15 protein-coding genes are annotated in these 15,273 nt (G+C 67.8%); 2 read left to right on the forward strand and 13 right to left on the reverse strand.

All coding sequences use genetic code 11. From position 1 onward, the window contains the following. Positions 1–30: 30 nt before the first annotated feature. On the forward strand, positions 31–1,098 hold the full coding sequence (locus tag ABZV44_RS29260) for a hypothetical protein (protein WP_354842985.1): 1,068 nt from the start codon (positions 31–33) through the stop codon (positions 1,096–1,098). Between the two features lie 7 nt (positions 1,099–1,105). Here the strand turns inward: ABZV44_RS29260 and ABZV44_RS29265 are convergent, their stop codons facing one another. Then, on the reverse strand, positions 1,106–1,645 hold the full coding sequence (locus ABZV44_RS29265) for a TetR/AcrR family transcriptional regulator (protein WP_354842988.1): 540 nt from the start codon (positions 1,643–1,645) through the stop codon (positions 1,106–1,108). Between the two features lie 110 nt (positions 1,646–1,755). Here ABZV44_RS29265 and ABZV44_RS29270 point away from each other — a divergent pair, with 110 nt between their 5' ends. Beyond that, on the forward strand, positions 1,756–2,169 hold the full coding sequence (locus ABZV44_RS29270; protein ID WP_354842991.1) for an organic hydroperoxide resistance protein: 414 nt from the start codon (positions 1,756–1,758) through the stop codon (positions 2,167–2,169). Positions 2,170–2,175: 6 nt separating this feature from the next. Here the strand turns inward: ABZV44_RS29270 and ABZV44_RS29275 are convergent, their stop codons facing one another. The 12 genes from ABZV44_RS29275 to murC form a co-directional block, all read right to left on the reverse strand. Further along, positions 2,176–2,712 carry an NlpC/P60 family protein gene (locus tag ABZV44_RS29275; RefSeq protein ID WP_354842994.1) on the reverse strand — a complete coding sequence of 179 codons (537 nt, stop codon included), beginning with the start codon at positions 2,710–2,712 and terminating at the stop codon, positions 2,176–2,178. A 223-nt stretch (positions 2,713–2,935) separates the two neighbouring features. Beyond that, entirely contained in the window at positions 2,936–3,163 is a 228-nt protein-coding gene (locus ABZV44_RS29280) for a type II toxin-antitoxin system RelE/ParE family toxin (protein WP_354842997.1), read from the reverse strand. A 124-nt stretch (positions 3,164–3,287) separates the two neighbouring features. Further along, positions 3,288–6,443 carry an isoleucine--tRNA ligase gene (gene ileS / locus ABZV44_RS29285; protein ID WP_354843000.1) on the reverse strand — a complete coding sequence of 1,052 codons (3,156 nt, stop codon included), beginning with the start codon at positions 6,441–6,443 and terminating at the stop codon, positions 3,288–3,290. 312 nt (positions 6,444–6,755) lie between these two features. After that, complete coding sequence (locus ABZV44_RS29290; protein WP_354843223.1) at positions 6,756–6,959, reverse strand: hypothetical protein; 204 nt, start codon at positions 6,957–6,959, stop codon at positions 6,756–6,758. A 126-nt stretch (positions 6,960–7,085) separates the two neighbouring features. Beyond that, positions 7,086–7,916 carry a DivIVA domain-containing protein gene (locus tag ABZV44_RS29295; RefSeq protein WP_354843003.1) on the reverse strand — a complete coding sequence of 277 codons (831 nt, stop codon included), beginning with the start codon at positions 7,914–7,916 and terminating at the stop codon, positions 7,086–7,088. Between the two features lie 72 nt (positions 7,917–7,988). Further along, positions 7,989–8,291, reverse strand: a complete 303-nt coding sequence (locus ABZV44_RS29300) for a YggT family protein (protein ID WP_040856625.1) — start codon at positions 8,289–8,291, stop codon at positions 7,989–7,991. Between the two features lie 484 nt (positions 8,292–8,775). Beyond that, entirely contained in the window at positions 8,776–9,573 is a 798-nt protein-coding gene (sepF, locus tag ABZV44_RS29305) for a cell division protein SepF (protein WP_354843006.1), read from the reverse strand. 104 nt (positions 9,574–9,677) lie between these two features. Further along, complete coding sequence (locus ABZV44_RS29310; RefSeq protein ID WP_354843009.1) at positions 9,678–10,451, reverse strand: YggS family pyridoxal phosphate-dependent enzyme; 774 nt, start codon at positions 10,449–10,451, stop codon at positions 9,678–9,680. Next, positions 10,448–11,188: a peptidoglycan editing factor PgeF gene (pgeF, locus tag ABZV44_RS29315; protein WP_354843012.1), complete on the reverse strand. Its 741-nt coding sequence runs from the start codon at positions 11,186–11,188 to the stop codon at positions 10,448–10,450. Before pgeF ends, ABZV44_RS29310 begins: the two co-directional genes overlap by 4 nt. 139 nt (positions 11,189–11,327) lie before the next feature. Then, the gene (gene ftsZ, locus ABZV44_RS29320) at positions 11,328–12,587 is read right to left on the reverse strand and encodes a cell division protein FtsZ (RefSeq protein ID WP_354843015.1); all 1,260 of its coding nucleotides are present in this window, start codon (positions 12,585–12,587) and stop codon (positions 11,328–11,330) included. Between the two features lie 320 nt (positions 12,588–12,907). Beyond that, a complete protein-coding gene (locus ABZV44_RS29325; RefSeq protein ID WP_354843018.1) occupies positions 12,908–13,768 on the reverse strand; it encodes an FtsQ-type POTRA domain-containing protein in 861 nt (286 codons plus the stop codon). A 6-nt stretch (positions 13,769–13,774) separates the two neighbouring features. Continuing rightward, positions 13,775–15,220, reverse strand: coding sequence for a UDP-N-acetylmuramate--L-alanine ligase (murC, locus tag ABZV44_RS29330; RefSeq protein ID WP_354843226.1), 1,446 nt, complete (start codon positions 15,218–15,220; stop codon positions 13,775–13,777). Positions 15,221–15,273: the final 53 nt, after the last annotated feature.

Below are 15,273 nucleotides of genomic sequence, written 5' to 3' on the forward strand. Positions count from 1 at the left end.
TTGTATTTACCAACTATTGGAGAAGAACCCATGGCCTCGCATCAGATCCGGCATGTCGCCGTGCACCTGCTCACCCCGCTGCTCATGTGCCTCGGCATGGGGCTGGCGTACCTGGGCGCGTTCCATCAGCCCGAGCCCAACCACCTGGCGGTGGCCATCGTCGGCGACAGCCCGCAGGTCAAGGTGCTCGCGCAGACCCTGAAGGACAAGGGCGGCAATGCCCTCGACGTGATCACCGTGCCGACCCGCGACGACGCGGTGAGCCAGCTGCGCCACCGCGACCTGGCCGGCGCGTACGTCCCCGACACCGACAAGCCCGAACTGCTGGTCGCCAAGGCCGGATCCGACACCACCGCCATGGCCGCCGAGGCCGTCTTCGGCCAGGTCGCCGGGCTGCAGAACGCGCCGCTGACCGTCACCGACGTCACCACCCCCAGCTCCGGCGACCCCACCGCGCAGGGCATCTTCTTCCTGCTGGTCGCCCTGAGCATCGGCTCCTACGGCAGCGTCGCCGCCATCGGCGCGGCGGGCGCGGGCCTGTCCATGTGGCTGCGCGGCGCGATCGGCCTGGTCACCTCGCTGCTGGTGAGCCTGATCGGCCTGGCCCTCGCCGGCCCGGTCTTCCACGTGGTCGACCACGACCTGGGCGCGATCTGGGGCATGTCGTGGCTGTACTCCGCGGGAGTCCTGACCATCGGCATCGGCCTGCACACCTTCCTGAAGCGCTGGACCACGCTGGCGCTGATGGTGCTGTTCGTCATGCTGAACTTCACCAGCTCCGGCGGCGTCTACAGCCCGTGGCTGCAGAACGACTTCTTCGGCACGCTGCACCACTTCTGGAACGGCGCGGGCTTCGTCGAGGGCGCACGCAGCCTGCTCTACTTCGACAGCACCGGACTGGGTGGCCGGATGGCGAGCCTGGCGCTCTGGCTGGCGGCGGGCGTGCTGCTCATGATCGTGGCGGGCCTGACCGAAAAGCGGCAGGCCGCAGCGCAATCCGCGCCACGCCACGCCGCCCCCGAGCCCGTCGGGCAGGCCCCGTCCGCCGAGACCGCGATGGCGGCCGAGGAGGAGATGGAGGAGGCGGTCGGCGTCTGAGGCCGGTCTATCGAATACCCAACTGCGACAAGGCGGTCCGGATGCCCACCCGGACCGTCTCGTTGTCTCCCATACCCCCGCTGACGGCCACGCCGTCGCGGGTCAGCAGCAGCGCCCGGGCGGCATCGTCGATGTCGGTGTGCCCCGCGGCGCGCAGCCGGTCGGCCATCAGATCCCGGAACCAGCCGCGATAGTCGTCGACGACCTTGCGCACGGCATGCTCCGGATTCGGGAACTCCACGGCCGCATTGAGAAACGGGCAGCCCCGGAAGCCCGGTCCGCAGCTGAGCTCGCCCAGCCGCTCGAAGATGCCGACGATGGAGTCGGTGCCGGCGCCGGGAATGGCCTCCAATACCTCGCGCTGACGGCCGTATTCGCGCACCAGGTAGGCGACGACCAGGTCTTCCTTGGTCTTGAAGTGCCGGTAGAAGGTGGCCTTCGCGATGCCCGCCTCGGCGATGATGCGGTCGATGCCGACGGTGTGGATGCCCTCGGCATAGAACAGCCGGGTCGCGGTGTCCAGCAGGCGATCACGGGCTTCACTCATGGCTGACCTGCACTCCTTCCCCTCATCGGGCTTCGGTATTGACGATAGCAGACAGGTCTGTCTACCCTGAGTCGCGTCTGAACAGACAAGTCTGTCTAGGGAGATTCGAAATGGCTAAGCTCTTCACCTCGTCCGCTACCTCCGTCGGCCGCGAGGGCCGCTCGGTCAGCTCCGACGGTTACCTCGACCTGAAGCTGGCCCAGCCCAAGGAGGCCGGCGGCAGCGGTGACGGCACCAACCCGGAGCAGCTGTTCGCGGTGGGTTATTCGGCCTGCTTCGCCGGCGCGCTGCAGGTGGTCGCCCGCAACCAGGGCATCGAGCTGGGCGACACCTCGGTGACCGCCGACGTCAGCCTGAACAAGGACGAGGAGACCGGTTTCGGCATCTCCGTGGTGCTGCGCGTCGAGCTGCCCGAGGAGCTGCAGAACGACAAGGGCCGCGAGCTGGTCGAGGCCGCCCACCAGGTGTGCCCCTACTCCAAGGCCACCCGCGGCAACATCCCCGTGGAACTGGTTGTCGAGTAAGACGATTCAGTAGAAGCGGCGAATGGTGTAGATGTCGAACTGACTCAGCGGAGTCAGGCCGACGGGCACACCCCAGTCGTACGCGTTCAGCACATTGCCGCCTCCCGCGTAGATGCCTACGTGGGAGGCGTCGTCATTGAGAATGACGACGTCACCCTCCTGCATGGCGCCGACGGGCACCTCGAGCCCGGCGTCGGCCTGCTGCCAAGTGGTACGCGGCATATCGATGCCTACGCTGCGAAAAGCCCACTGCACCAGGCCCGAGCAGTCCCAGGCGTCCGGACCGGTGCCACCCCAGCGATAGGGCTTGCCGATCTGAGTGGTCGCGAGCGCGAGCGCGACCATGGCCCGCGGACTGGCCACCGGCAGCTGCGCGGAACCGCTCGCGCTGCCCGAGCCCGACCCGCTGGCACTGCCGGAGGCGGACCCCGACGCCGAGCCGGTGTCGGCGTGCGCCAGGCCCGCCCAGAGCGCGGCGCTCAGCACCAGGGCCGAGGTCGTCGTGACGAATGATGCGAAACGGTGAACCTGCCTTCGAGCCATATGCGTGCCCCTTCATCGGCGATACCGCAGCAACATCTCGAGCAAGACAATTAGCTGACTAATAGCTGTTGTAGCGCACGCGCAACATGAGTCACAAGAGAACTTGGGCCGCGTGTCTCAAGCCCCGTCGCTGACCGTAGAGCCACCCGTTCAGACGTTTGGACACAGAAGGCACGAGAGCGCCCGCCCGGATCCAGGGAAGGCGCTAGAAGTTTGCTGACAGCTACACGGCTGTCTGCCGATAGGCATCCGATCGCTTGGCCACCATGAAGACGGTGACCACAGTGGCGTCGTCGTCAATGCTGTAGACGATTCGGTACCGCCCGAACCGGATCCACCGGTCACAGTCGCCGCCTGCCAGCGTCTTCACGCCGTCAGGACGCGGCTCCTCGCCCAGAGCAATGATCATGCGCAGCGCGGTACCGAAGGCATCGCGGGGCAGCTTCTGCAACTGACCTCGCCACGGATGAGGCCCGAAGCATCGATCATCGGACACACCGATGCAGACACCAAAAAGGAAGGGGCGGAACCGGTTCGGTTCCGCCCCTCGCCTCTTCGGCAACGATCGGACGTGGCTACGCCTTGACGATCGAGACCTTCACGCCGCCGACGACCTCGGGGGCATCCGCACCCACCTCACCGAGAGACAGTGTGGTGGCGAGGATTTCGCCCGCGATCAGCTCGCGGTGGGTCTCCGCCCAGCCCAGGCGCTCGGCCGGGACGTCCAGCACGACCGTGATGCGGTCGGAGACATCCAGGCCCAGGGACTTGCGGGTCTCCTGCAGATCGCGGATGAGGTCGCGGGCCCAGCCCTCGGCCTCCAGCTCCTCGGTGACCGCCGAATTCAGCACCACCAGACCGATATTGCCGGGCAGGGCGGCGGTGGATTCGGGTTCGGCGGCGACCAGGCGCTGGGTGTACTCCTCCGGCAGCAGGGCGATGCCGGCGGCGGACACGGTGCCGTCGGCGGCCTCGCTCCACTCCCCCGCCTTGACGGCCTTGATGACCGTCTGGACCTCCTTGCCCAGGCGCGGTCCGGCGGCGCGGGCGTTCACCACGAGCTCGAAGCGGCCGTGCGCGGCCACATCGGTGGTGAGGTCGACCTTCTTGACGTTCACCTCGTCGGCGATCAGATCCACGAAGGGCCGCAGGCGTTCCGCGTCGGCGGCGGCCACGGTGACCTCCGAGAGCGGCAGGCGCACGCGCAGGTTCTGAGCCTTGCGCAGGCTCAGCACCGTGGAGCAGACCGTGCGGACCTCGTCCATGGCCGACACCAGTTCGGCATCGTGCGGCAGGTCGGTGTCGCTCGGCCAGTCGGCCAGGTGCACCGAGCGCTCGCCGGTGAGGCCGCGCCAGATCACCTCGGTCAGCAGCGGCAGCAGCGGCGCCGCGAGCCGGGTGGTCACCTCGAGCACCGTGTGCAGGGTGTCGATGGCGTCGCGGTCCTCTTCCCAGAAGCGCGAACGCGACCGGCGCACATACCAATTGGTGAGCGCGTCGGCGAAGGTGCGCAGCTCGTCGCAGGCCGTCGCGATGTCGTAGATCTCGAGGGCGTCGGTCATGACGTCGCGGGTCTGCGCCAGCTTGGCCAGGATGTAGCGGTCCAGCACATTCGGCGAGTCCGTGCGCCAGGTACCCGGCTTGGAGGCGTAGAGCTGCAGGAAGGTCCACGCGTTCCAGAGCGGGCGCAGGGCCTGGCCGACGCCCTCGCGGATACCGCGCTCGGTGACGATGAGGTTGCCGCCGCGCAGCACCGGGGACGCCATGAGGAACCACCGCATGGCATCGGAGCCGTCGCGGTCGAAGACCTCGTTGACGTCCGGGTAGTTGCCCTTTGACTTGGACATCTTGAGGCCGTCGTCGCCGAGCACGATGCCGTGCGCCACCACCGATTTGAAGGCCGGGCGATCGAACAGCGCGGTGGACAGGATGTGCAGGTTGTAGAACCAGCCGCGAGTCTGGCCGTTGTACTCGACGATGAAGTCGCCCGGGCTGTGCGCGGCAGCGCCGGGGGTGCCCTCGAACCACTCCTTGTTCTCGAACGGGTAGTGCACCTGCGCGTACGGCATGGAGCCGGACTCGAACCAGCAGTCCAGCACCTCGGGCGTGCGCCGCATCATCGACTTCCCGGTCGGGTCATCGGGATTCGGGCGCACCAGCTCGTCGATGCCGGGCCGGTGCAGGTCGCTCGGCCGCACGCCGAAGTCCTGCTCCAGCTGATCCAGCGAGCCGTACACGTCCACGCGCGGGTAGGCCGGGTCGTCGGAGATCCACACCGGGATGGGCGCACCCCAGTAGCGGTTGCGGCTGATGTTCCAGTCGTGCGCGTTCTGCAGCCACTTGCCGAACTGGCCGTCGCGGATGTGCTCGGGAACCCAGGTGATCTCCTTGTTGAGTTCCACCATGCGGTCGCGGAAGGTGGTGACCGCCACGAACCAGGACGGCACCGCCATGTAGATCAGCGGCTGGCCCGAGCGCCAGCTGTGCGGGTAGGAGTGCTCGATGGTCTCGTGCCGCAACAGCTTTCCGGCGGCCTTGAGGTCCTTGATGATGACCGGGTTGGCGTCGAAGACCATGAGGCCCTCGTAGGGCGGCACCATGGAGGTGAACTTGCCGCCCGCGTCGAGGGGCTGCACGACCTCGATTCCATTGGCGGCGGCCACATCCATGTCCTCCTCACCGAACGCGGGCGCCAGATGCACCACGCCGGTACCGGAGTCGGTGGTCACGTAGTCGGCGTTGAGCACCCGGTGCGCGTTGGGGTGACCGAGGAAGAAGTCGAAGGGCGGCAGGTAGTGCAGACCCTCCAGCGCCGCGCCCGAATACTCGGACAGCACAGTCGGTTCCTCGCCCAGCTCGCGCGCGTAGTGCGAGACCCGCTCGGCGGCAAGCACGTACCGCTTGCCGTCCTTGCCCTGGACGTGGGCGTAGGTGATGTCCGGGTGCACCGCGATCGCCAGGTTGGACGGCAGCGTCCACGGCGTGGTGGTCCAGATGAGGGCGTTGGCGCCGTCCAGGGCGTGCAGTGGGTGCTCGGCGGGAACCCGCAGCACCATGTCGACGGTGACCGCCGGATCCTGGCGCATCCGGTAGGAGTCGTCGAGCCGCGCCTCCTGATTGGACAGCGGGGTCTGCTCGTACCAGCTGTAGGGCAGCACCCGGAAGCCCTGATAGATCAGGCCCTTGTCGTACAGCGACTTGAACGCCCACATGACCGATTCCATGAAGTCGAGGTCGAGGGTTTTGTAGTCGTTGTCGAAGTCGACCCACCGGGCCTGGCGTGTCACATAGTTACGCCACTCGTTCGTGTAGCGAAGTACCGAGGATTTGCACGCGGCATTGAATTCCGCGAGACCCATGGCATCGATCTGTGATTTGTCCGTGATACCGAGCTGCTTCTCCGCTTCGATTTCCGCGGGGAGGCCGTGAGTATCCCAACCGAATCGTCGTTCCACCTTCTTCCCGCGCATGGTTTGGAATCGCGGGATCAAATCCTTGACGTATCCGGTGAGCAGATGGCCATAGTGCGGCAACCCATTGGCGAAGGGCGGGCCGTCGTAGAAGACGAATTCCTCTGCATCGGAACGGTTCTCGATGCTGGCACGGAAGGTGTCGTCGGCGGCCCAGTAGTCCAGGACCCGCTGCTCCAGCTCGGGGAACGACACCTGACCGGAGGTCCGGCTCAGGTCAACGCGCGGATATGCGCTTCGGGTGGTGGTCTCGTCCGCCATCGCGGCCTCTCAGCTCCTCGTGCCAGCACTGTGGGCACGGGGACGATGCCGGCGCTCGGTGCGCCGTAACCGCGGTACCACCCCGCTTGCCCGGTCCAGGATCACGAAAACCCTTGCAGGACCGAGCCTCTCATTGTGAGCTGTGACGGGCTCACCCGTTCGGTTCTAGTGAGCGAGGCCCTGTCGTTCACTGCTGAACGCAGACACCCCGCCGTTCTTCCGAAAGCTCCCCGGTGATGGCCGGATCAACGCCGTAAAGCTCTCTACAGTCTAGCGGGGCCGGTCCAGCGGATATTCCGCGGACCCGCCCCGCTAGTGCTTCGCATGTCTTCCGCCCGGCCGTGACGAGGTGTCCTCGTCATCGGTCCGCAGCGACAACGCACTGACGAGCAGCAGCACCGCGCCTATCACGCACACGATGATGCAGCCCCATGCCCAGATCACCGAACCGGTGGTCAGTGCGGTCACCAGCAGGCCGAAACCCACGGCTGCGAGCGCGAGCGTCACCACGAGCAAGTGCACCACCCCCTCGTTGGGCTTCGATAGCGATGGCTACCGGAGGACTCGAAAGGTTGGCGGCGATACCGCGCCACCCGGGAGTTCGTCCCGCGCGACCTGGCATCGCTGGCCGTATCTACGACTTTACTTGCTGCCCTTGAGAAGTGCGCCGTTGCCGGACGCATCCTGGCCGAACTCGCCGCCGTCGACCGGGACCGCCGAACCACGGTTCTCCAGCTCCTCCAGCTGCGATTCCAGGTAGGACTTCAGGCGCACACGGTATTCGCGCTCGAAGGTCTTGAGCTGCTCGATCCGGCTCTCCAGCACGCTGCGCTGCTGGGTGATGGTGGCCATGATCTCGGTGTGCTTGCGCTCGGCGTCGGCCTGCAGGGCGTCGGCCTTCTCCTTCGCCTGGCGCAGCTGGGAATCCGAGCGGGTCTGCGCGTCGGACAGCATGGCCTCGGCCTTCTGGCGGGCATCGGCGATCATCGCCTCGGAACGCGTACGCGCGTCGCTGACCAGGCGCTCGGAGTTGGCCCGGGCGTTGGCCAGCAGCTGCTCGGCCTCGGTCTTGGCATCGGAGGTGAGGCGGTCGGCCATCTCCTGGGCCAGCGAAAGCACCTTGGCGGCCTGCAGATTCGCGTCCGCGGAGGGCGCTTCCTGCTTGACGGCGGCCACCGGGACCGGAGCCGGCATGGGGGCCGGGGGCGGCGGCGGAGCGGCCTTGATGGGCTCCGGCGCGACGGGCGCCTTCACCGGCTGAACCGCGGGGCCCCGATTCTTCTTGGCGTCAGCCAGTTCCGCATCCAACTCGGCAACTCGCTGGCGAAGATCAGCGTTCTCCTCGATGAGGCGTGAGAGCTCCTGCTCGACCAGATCGAGGAAGGCATCGACTTCATCCTCGTTGTAGCCGCGCTTCCCGATCGGCGGTTTGCTGAACGCGACGTTATGAACATCGGCGGGGGTCAGCGGCATGGAACGATCCCTTCACGCTTCGTATGGAGATCTAGCGGTAGATCTGGGCAAGCTTTCTTTCCGGCCATTCTGTCACACCTGAGCTATCGACTGCCCTGCCTGGCCCGTGATCGTCATCAAGATGAACACGATGAATAGCAGGACCATAATCGACAGATCGAGCCGAATTCCCCCAAGATTCACTGGGGGTATCAAACGCCTCAGAAGTTTCACCGGAGGGTCGGTGACCGTGAAGATCACCTCCAGGATGATCACCACGAAGCCCGTCGGCCGCCAGTCTCGCGCGAAGCTGCGGATGAACTCGACGATGACTCGGCTGATCAGCAGCAGCCAGAAGAGGAACAGCAGTAGGTTCAACACCTGGAACAGGGCCACCGCACCACTGTGCCCTAGATTCCATGATCGGCAAAATAGAAACACTGGGCCCGATCGCCCTCCGCTTCGCTCCGGGCGGGTTCGCGGCCCTGTCACCTCGGCTGGGCCCGATTGCCCTCCGCTTCGCTCCGGGCGGGTTCGCGGCCCTGTTACCTCGGCCTTCCCTCCTACGCTCCCCCGCTTCGCTCCTCCGCTCCAAGCGCGGGGAGGCGGAGCGCAGTCCAGGCCGAGGCGGGCCGCGAACACTGAGCGAACCGCAGCAAGCTGACGACTCGAGGGCGCAAGTCCAGGCATGTGATTCATGACATGCCCATCTGAATGAGCGTGCGATACCCGACAACTCGGGCGCAAGACTCCCCCACGAATCCCCCGCGACTATTTCGCAACCCCCGTTGACGAACGCAATTCGTTGCCGCCGTTCAGTTTTGGCGCAACGGTCGAGCCCCGGCTGCCGCCTCCGCGTACTCGCGGCTGCGGCAGCTCGTCACTTCTGGTTGTAGAAGCCGTTTTCCGCGATCCGGCGGCGCTCCTCGGCGGAGACGTCCACGTCCGCCGGTGAGAGCAGGAACACCTTGGTGGCGACCTTGTCGAACGAACCACGCAGGGCGAAGGCCAGACCCGCGGCGAAGTCCACCAGGCGGCGGGCGTCGGAGTTGCTCATCTCGACCAGGTCCATGATCACCGGGGTGCCGTCACGGAAGCGCTCACCGATGATGGCGGCCTCCGCGTAGGTGCGCGGGCGCAACGTGGTGATCTTGGACAAGGTGCCTCCGTCCTCGAAGATCTGGGGACGGCGGGCCGCCTCGATCCGGCGCTCCTGCTCCCGCAGCTCCTCGATGCGCCGCTCCGCATCGGTATCCATCGCGAGCGCGCCGCGGGTGCTGCCGCGCACCGAGGGCGCGCTGCCGCCCATGGCACGGGTGCGGCTGGACGGGGCCGTGTCGATGCGGGTGGGACGACGGGGCGCGTCGTAACGGTCGTCGGCGTCGTAGCGGTCGCGGTGGTCGCGCTCGCGGTGATCGTCGGCGTAGTCGTCCCGGCGGGACACGCTGTACCCGGGCTTGTAGGGCGCCTTGTAGGACGGCTCGTAGGCGGGCTCGTCGTCGTAGCGGTCCTCGCCGTATCGGTCGTAATCACGCTCGCGTTCGGCGTAGGGCCGGGGACGACGCTGGCCACGCTCATCGGCGCTCCGGGCGGCTCCGCGGTCGTCGACGTAATCGTCTTCGTAATCCTCGAGCGGAACCATCCCGAAGTACGCCTTGAACTTGTGCAGCGTGCTCATCTGGTCGACCTTCCTTCGGCCCCGGTTGGCCTGGGGTGTTGTCCTGCTCAGTCCTCGTCTGCCACCAAGCATATGTTTCGAATGTGACTGGTGAGGTTTCTTTGCTACGCCGAGGTTATCGGTCGCGCGCCCATCAGGGCTGTACCGACACGCACGCAGGTGGATCCATGGCGGATGGCCGACTCCAAGTCGCCGGACATGCCCGCCGACAGTTCTTTCGCATCGGGGTGGACAGTCGTTAATGCGGCGTGGATGCGGGCCAGTTGCTCGAAGGCGGCATCCGGTTCCACGTCCAGTGGCGGGATGGCCATCAGGCCTGCGAGCTGCAGGGATCGCGACGCGGCGACCTGATCGGCGAGCGCGTGCAGGGCCGCGTCGCGGGCGCCGCCGCGGGACGGGTCCGCGTCCAGGGACACCTGGAGCAGCACACGCAAGGGGGTGGTGCGGGATCCGTCGTCCAGTGCGGCCTCCGCGGCGGCGTCGAGGGCGCTCGCGAGCCGGTCGCTGTCCACCGAGTAGACCGTATCGGCCCAGCGTGCAACGGATTTCGCCTTGTTCCGCTGCAGGCGTCCGATGAAGTCCCAGCGTATCTGGGACAGGTGTCGCAGCTGCGCCACCTTGTCCGCCGCCTCCTGCTCACGGGACTCGCCGAACTCGCGGCAGCCCAATCCATAGAGGATCTCGATATCCGAGGCGGGGAAGAACTTGGTGACCGGCAGCAGGCGCACCGAACCCGGTGCCCGGCCCGCGGCCGCGCACGCTGCGTCGATTCGCTCGATGAGTGCCGACAGGGCGGTGGCGAGCTCGCCGGCGCGACCACCTCCGGACGTGACCTGCGCCGCATCGGATCCCTCTGCGGCGGTGAAGCTTTCGGTCATTCTGAAACTCCCTCGGATGACATCCAAATCACACCGGCGAGTCGGCCGGTCGGCGCGTCGCGGCGGTGCGAGAACAGCGTCCGGTCCTCGATGGTGCACCGCGGATCCACCGCGACCGCGCCCACGCCGGCCGCCTCCAGTTGCCGGCGGATGCCCGCGCGCAGATCCAGGCCGGGCGTGCCCTTGGCCGTGGTGGTCGCGCTGCCGGGCAGATGCGCCTCGACATCGGCGCGCATGGCGGCGGGCACCTCGTACTGGCGACCGCTGGCCGCCGGGCCGAGGAACGCGCCGATGCGCTCGGGCTGCGCGCCCACCGACATCATGGCCTCCAGCACTCGCGGCACGATCCCGATCCGGGCCCCGATCCGCCCCGCGTGCACGGCGGCGATGACGCCGGCCTCGTCGTCGGACAGCAGGATCGGCACGCAGTCGGCGGTCAGCACCACCAGCGCGAGATCGCGCCGGGTGGTCACCAGCGCATCGGTGGCGGGCACCGGCTCGGTCCGCGGCCCGTCCACGATCTCCACGTTCCGCCCGTGGATCTGCTCCATCCACACCAGGTGGTCCGGCGCGAGCCCGATGTTCTCCGCGAGCCGAACCCGATTGCGCCGCACCGCCTCCGGATCATCACCCACGTGATCGCCCAGGTTGAACGAGTCGTACGGCGCGGCCGAGAACCCGCCCGCCCGCGTCGTCACAACCCGTCTGGTCCGAAATACCCGTGCCGCTGCTGTCATGCCTTCGAGGGTAGTAGTCACCGGCGGGCAACCCCGAACCCAGCTCCGCGCCCGGAACGACACCACCGCCCGGGAACGACATCGCGCCCGCTCCGGAGCCGGAGCGGGCGCGATGGATGAATCCGTCAGCGGCGCAACGTCAGCGGCGCATGAAGGAGGGGACGTCGACGTCGTCGTCATCGGCGTCCGGGGGCTGGATGTGGCCGCGAGTATTGCTCGCGACCGTCGGGTCGACGGCCGGCCGGGGCGCGCTGTAGGACGGGGCCGGGCCGCGCTCGGCGACCGGCTGCGGCGGCGGGGCCGGCGCGGGCTCGGGGCGCGGCGCGGGAGCGGGCTCGGAGGTGCGGGCCGAGGTGTATTCGTGTGAGCGGCCGACGCTTCCGGCGCTGGCGCTCGCGGTGCCGCTGGTATTGGTGAACCGGCTGACCGCGGGCTCGATACGCCGGGAGGGGCCGCTGCCGTCGAAGCCGGCGGCGATCACGGTGACGCGGACCTCATCGCCGAGGGAATCGTCGATGACCGTACCGAAGATGATGTTGGCCTCGATGTGCGCGGCCTCCTGCACCAGCGAGGCGGCCTCGTTGATCTCGAACAGGCCGAGGTCGGAGCCGCCCGCGATGGACAGCAGCACGCCGTGCGCGCCGTCCATGGAGGCTTCCAGCAGTGGCGAATTGATCGCTGCCTCAGCGGCCTTCACCGACCGGCCCTCGCCGCGGGCCGAGCCGATGCCCATGAGGGCCGAGCCCGCACCGGACATGACCGACTTGACGTCGGCGAAGTCGACATTGATCAGACCCGGGGTGGTGATCAGGTCGGTGATGCCCTGAACACCGTTGAGCAGCACCTCGTCCGCGGAGCGGAAGGCGTCCATCAGGCTCACGGCCGCGTCGCCGAGCTGCAGCAGCCGGTCGTTCGGAATGACGATGAGGGTGTCGCAGGACTCGCGCAGGGCCTGGATGCCGGCCTCGGCCTGGTTGCTGCGGCGCTTGCCCTCGAACGAGAACGGCCGCGTCACAACACCGATGGTGAGCGCGCCGAGCTTGCGCGCGATGGAGGCCACGACCGGCGCGCCGCCGGTGCCGGTGCCGCCACCCTCGCCGGCGGTCACGAAGACCATGTCGGCGCCCTTGAGGACTTCCTCGATCTCGTCCTTGTGATCCTCGGCAGCCTTGCGGCCCACCTCCGGATCGGCGCCGGCGCCCAGACCGCGGGTGAGTTCCCGGCCGACATCGAGCTTCACGTCCGCATCCGACATCAACAACGCCTGCGCGTCGGTGTTGACGGCGATGAACTCGACTCCCTTGAGTCCCTGTTCGATCATCCGGTTGACGGCGTTCACGCCGCCGCCGCCGATACCGACGACCTTGATCACAGCAAGGTAGTTGTGCGGGGGCGTCATGGGCTCTCGCCTTCCTTCGATCTGAAACAGCTTGTCGTCTTCGGCTACTCGCAAAATACCGGCACTATGGTCTCGGTCCGATAAACCCTCAACCATAGGTTCAGCGTTATGTCAAGTATCCGACTGGTGCCGAACGGTATTCGCAGCCACCGCGTTACGGGCGCAGGCGCGCCGAACCGAGCATCAGAATCTTGTGTGATTCGACTCGTCCGACCCACCCGAGCATCGTATCGTGGACGGTTGCCCTCCGGTCCTGGATCGGAACCGACGGTGCCCTTCCGGCAAACCACCGAAAATTTCGGCAGCCCAATGGGTATCGCTCACTTTACCGTGACCAGATTCGGACTCGAAACATCGAATACCTTGCCCGGCTGGGAAAGCAGGGGTCCGACCACCGCGGCCTTGCGCGCGGAGTCCGCGGTTCCACCCCAGAGCACGGTCCGGCCATCACGCAACTCCAGGGCAATATCCGAAACCGAGCGGGCCACAACCGCTCCCACGCCGACCTCGTCGCGCAGCGGAACCGGAATCGCTGCCATGACCACCACCGCGGCCTCGGTCACCGGGTCCGATCCGCCCGGATGATCGGTCACCAGTTTGGGTACCCCCGGTCCCGGCGGCTCGATCGCGAATTCCACGCTGTCGCAATCGAGCAGATGGGCACCGTCGGGACTGTCGAAGTACAGCACGGGGGTGCGCTCCACCACCGTCACCCGGACCGTGGACGGGAACACCCGCTGCACGCGCACGGAACGGACCTTGGGCAGCCGCGAGACCCGTTCGGCCATGGCATTGGTGTCCAGCCGCATCATGGACAGACCGTCCGGTACCTCTAGCGCGTCCTGAACCTGTTGTTCCGGAACGGCACTCAGCCCCTCCACCTGCACCGTGCGCACCGACAGCAGTGGCGTGAACCAGGCGACCAGTCCGAACGCGATCAGCACCACGACCCCGGCCAGGGCGCCCCACCGCACCCAGCGCGACTGCCACGCCATCACGATCCGCGATTCGCGGCGGACCCGCCCACGGCGCAGCCGGGCCCGCCGGGCCGCCGCGCTCTCGCCCGCGGATTCGGCGCTGTTGTCCGCTGCCGCAGCGGATTCGGTGTCGTAATCGTCCGCGTCGTAGCTATCGCCGGCGGCCTGATCCGGCCGATCCGCCGCTCCCCCACCCGAGCCCACGGTGGCTCACCGTCCGTGTGAGGGTCGTGCGCGCAGCCCGTCCAGAATCTGGCTGCCCAGCATGGTCACATCACCCGCGCCCATGGTGATCACCACGTCACCGGGCCGCGCCAGCGCGCCCACCTGCTTGCCGACCCGGGACATATCCGGCTGGTAGTGCACGGGTTTGGTGACCGCGTTGGCCACCAGCGCGCCGTTCACACCCGGCAGCGGTTCCTCACGCGCGCCGTACACATCGAGCACCACCACCTCGTCGGCCAGCGACAGCGCCGCGCCGAACTCGGTCGCGAAAGTGGCGGTGCGGCTGTACAAGTGGGGCTGGAACACCACGATCACCCGGCCCGGCCGCGAGCGCGCGCCGTCACGCGCCTCCTGCGCGACCAGTTCGGCGGCGGCGGAGAGCACCGCGCGCACCTCGGTCGGGTGGTGGGCGTAGTCGTCGAAGACGCGCACGCCGTTCTCGCGTCCGGTGAGCTGGAAGCGGCGGTGCACGCCGCCGAAACCCTCCAGGCCCTGGATGATCTCGCCCATGTCGGCGCCGGTCGCGCGGGCGGCCAGCAGCGCGCCCAGCGCATTGAGGGCCATGTGCCGGCCGGGCACCGACAGGCGCAGGGTGCGCGGGGCATGCTCGTCGGCGAGCTGGAAGACGGCCACGCCGCCGACATCGCGCGGCTCCCAGGACAGCAGCTGCGCGCCGACCGGGACCCCGGACGCGGCGAAATCGCCGGAGCCGTAACCGATCACCTGGATGCCGCGCGGATCCTCGGCCAGCCGGGCCACCGACCGCTGCGCCAGGCCCAGCGAACCCGGATCGTCCACGCACACCACCAGGCGGCCGCCGGGTTCGAGCCGGTCCACGAAGTCGTCGAAGACCTGGACGTAGGCCTCGTCCGTACCGAAGTAGTCCAGGTGGTCGGACTCGATATTGGTGACCACCGCGACGTCGGGCGCGTACTGCAGCAGCGACCCGTCGCTCTCGTCGGCCTCGGCCACGAAGATGCCGCCGGTGCCGTGGTGGGCATTGGTGCCGGCCTCGTTGAGCTCGCCGCCGACGGCGAAGGACGGGTCGTACCCGCAGTGCTGCAGAGCCACCACCAGCATGGAGGTGGTCGAGGTCTTGCCGTGCGTGCCCGACACCAGCAGCGTCTTGTGGCGCTGCATGAGCGAGGCCAGCACGGCCGGGCGCAGCAGCACCGGCACGCCGCGCCGATGCGCCTCCACCAGCTCGGGATTGGTCTTGGGAATGGCGGCGTAGGTGGTCACCACCGCGGTGGGCCCGCCGGGCAGCAGATCCAGGGCGCCGGCGTCGTGGCCGATGCGCACCTGCGCGCCGCGCGCCCGCAGGGCCAGCACGCCGCGGCTCTCCTTGGCGTCGGAGCCGGAGACCATGCCGCCACGTGACAGGAGAATTCGGGCGATCCCGGACATACCGGCACCACCGATGCCGATCATGTGCACGCGTTGCAGATGGTCGGGTAGGTCGGTGTGAGCCTCGGCGGTTCCCA

The organism is Nocardia sp. NPDC004860 (assembly GCF_040609015.1).
GTDB lineage: Bacteria > Actinomycetota > Actinomycetes > Mycobacteriales > Mycobacteriaceae > Nocardia.

Excerpts from the sequence above, each read along its gene's own strand:
- ABZV44_RS29260 (WP_354842985.1), top strand. The coding sequence starts at position 31 with ATGGCCTCGCATCAGATCCGGCATGTCGCCGTGCACCTGCTCACCCCG.
- ABZV44_RS29265 (WP_354842988.1), bottom strand. The coding sequence starts at position 1,645 with ATGAGTGAAGCCCGTGATCGCCTGCTGGACACCGCGACCCGGCTGTTC.
- ABZV44_RS29270 (WP_354842991.1), top strand. The coding sequence starts at position 1,756 with ATGGCTAAGCTCTTCACCTCGTCCGCTACCTCCGTCGGCCGCGAGGGC.
- ABZV44_RS29275 (WP_354842994.1), bottom strand. The coding sequence starts at position 2,712 with ATGGCTCGAAGGCAGGTTCACCGTTTCGCATCATTCGTCACGACGACC.
- ileS (WP_354843000.1), bottom strand. The coding sequence starts at position 6,443 with ATGGCGGACGAGACCACCACCCGAAGCGCATATCCGCGCGTTGACCTG.
- ABZV44_RS29295 (WP_354843003.1), bottom strand. The coding sequence starts at position 7,916 with ATGCCGCTGACCCCCGCCGATGTTCATAACGTCGCGTTCAGCAAACCG.
- sepF (WP_354843006.1), bottom strand. The coding sequence starts at position 9,573 with ATGAGCACGCTGCACAAGTTCAAGGCGTACTTCGGGATGGTTCCGCTC.
- ABZV44_RS29310 (WP_354843009.1), bottom strand. The coding sequence starts at position 10,451 with ATGACCGAAAGCTTCACCGCCGCAGAGGGATCCGATGCGGCGCAGGTC.
- pgeF (WP_354843012.1), bottom strand. The coding sequence starts at position 11,188 with ATGACAGCAGCGGCACGGGTATTTCGGACCAGACGGGTTGTGACGACG.
- ftsZ (WP_354843015.1), bottom strand. The coding sequence starts at position 12,587 with ATGACGCCCCCGCACAACTACCTTGCTGTGATCAAGGTCGTCGGTATC.
- murC (WP_354843226.1), bottom strand. The coding sequence starts at position 15,220 with ATGATCGGCATCGGTGGTGCCGGTATGTCCGGGATCGCCCGAATTCTC.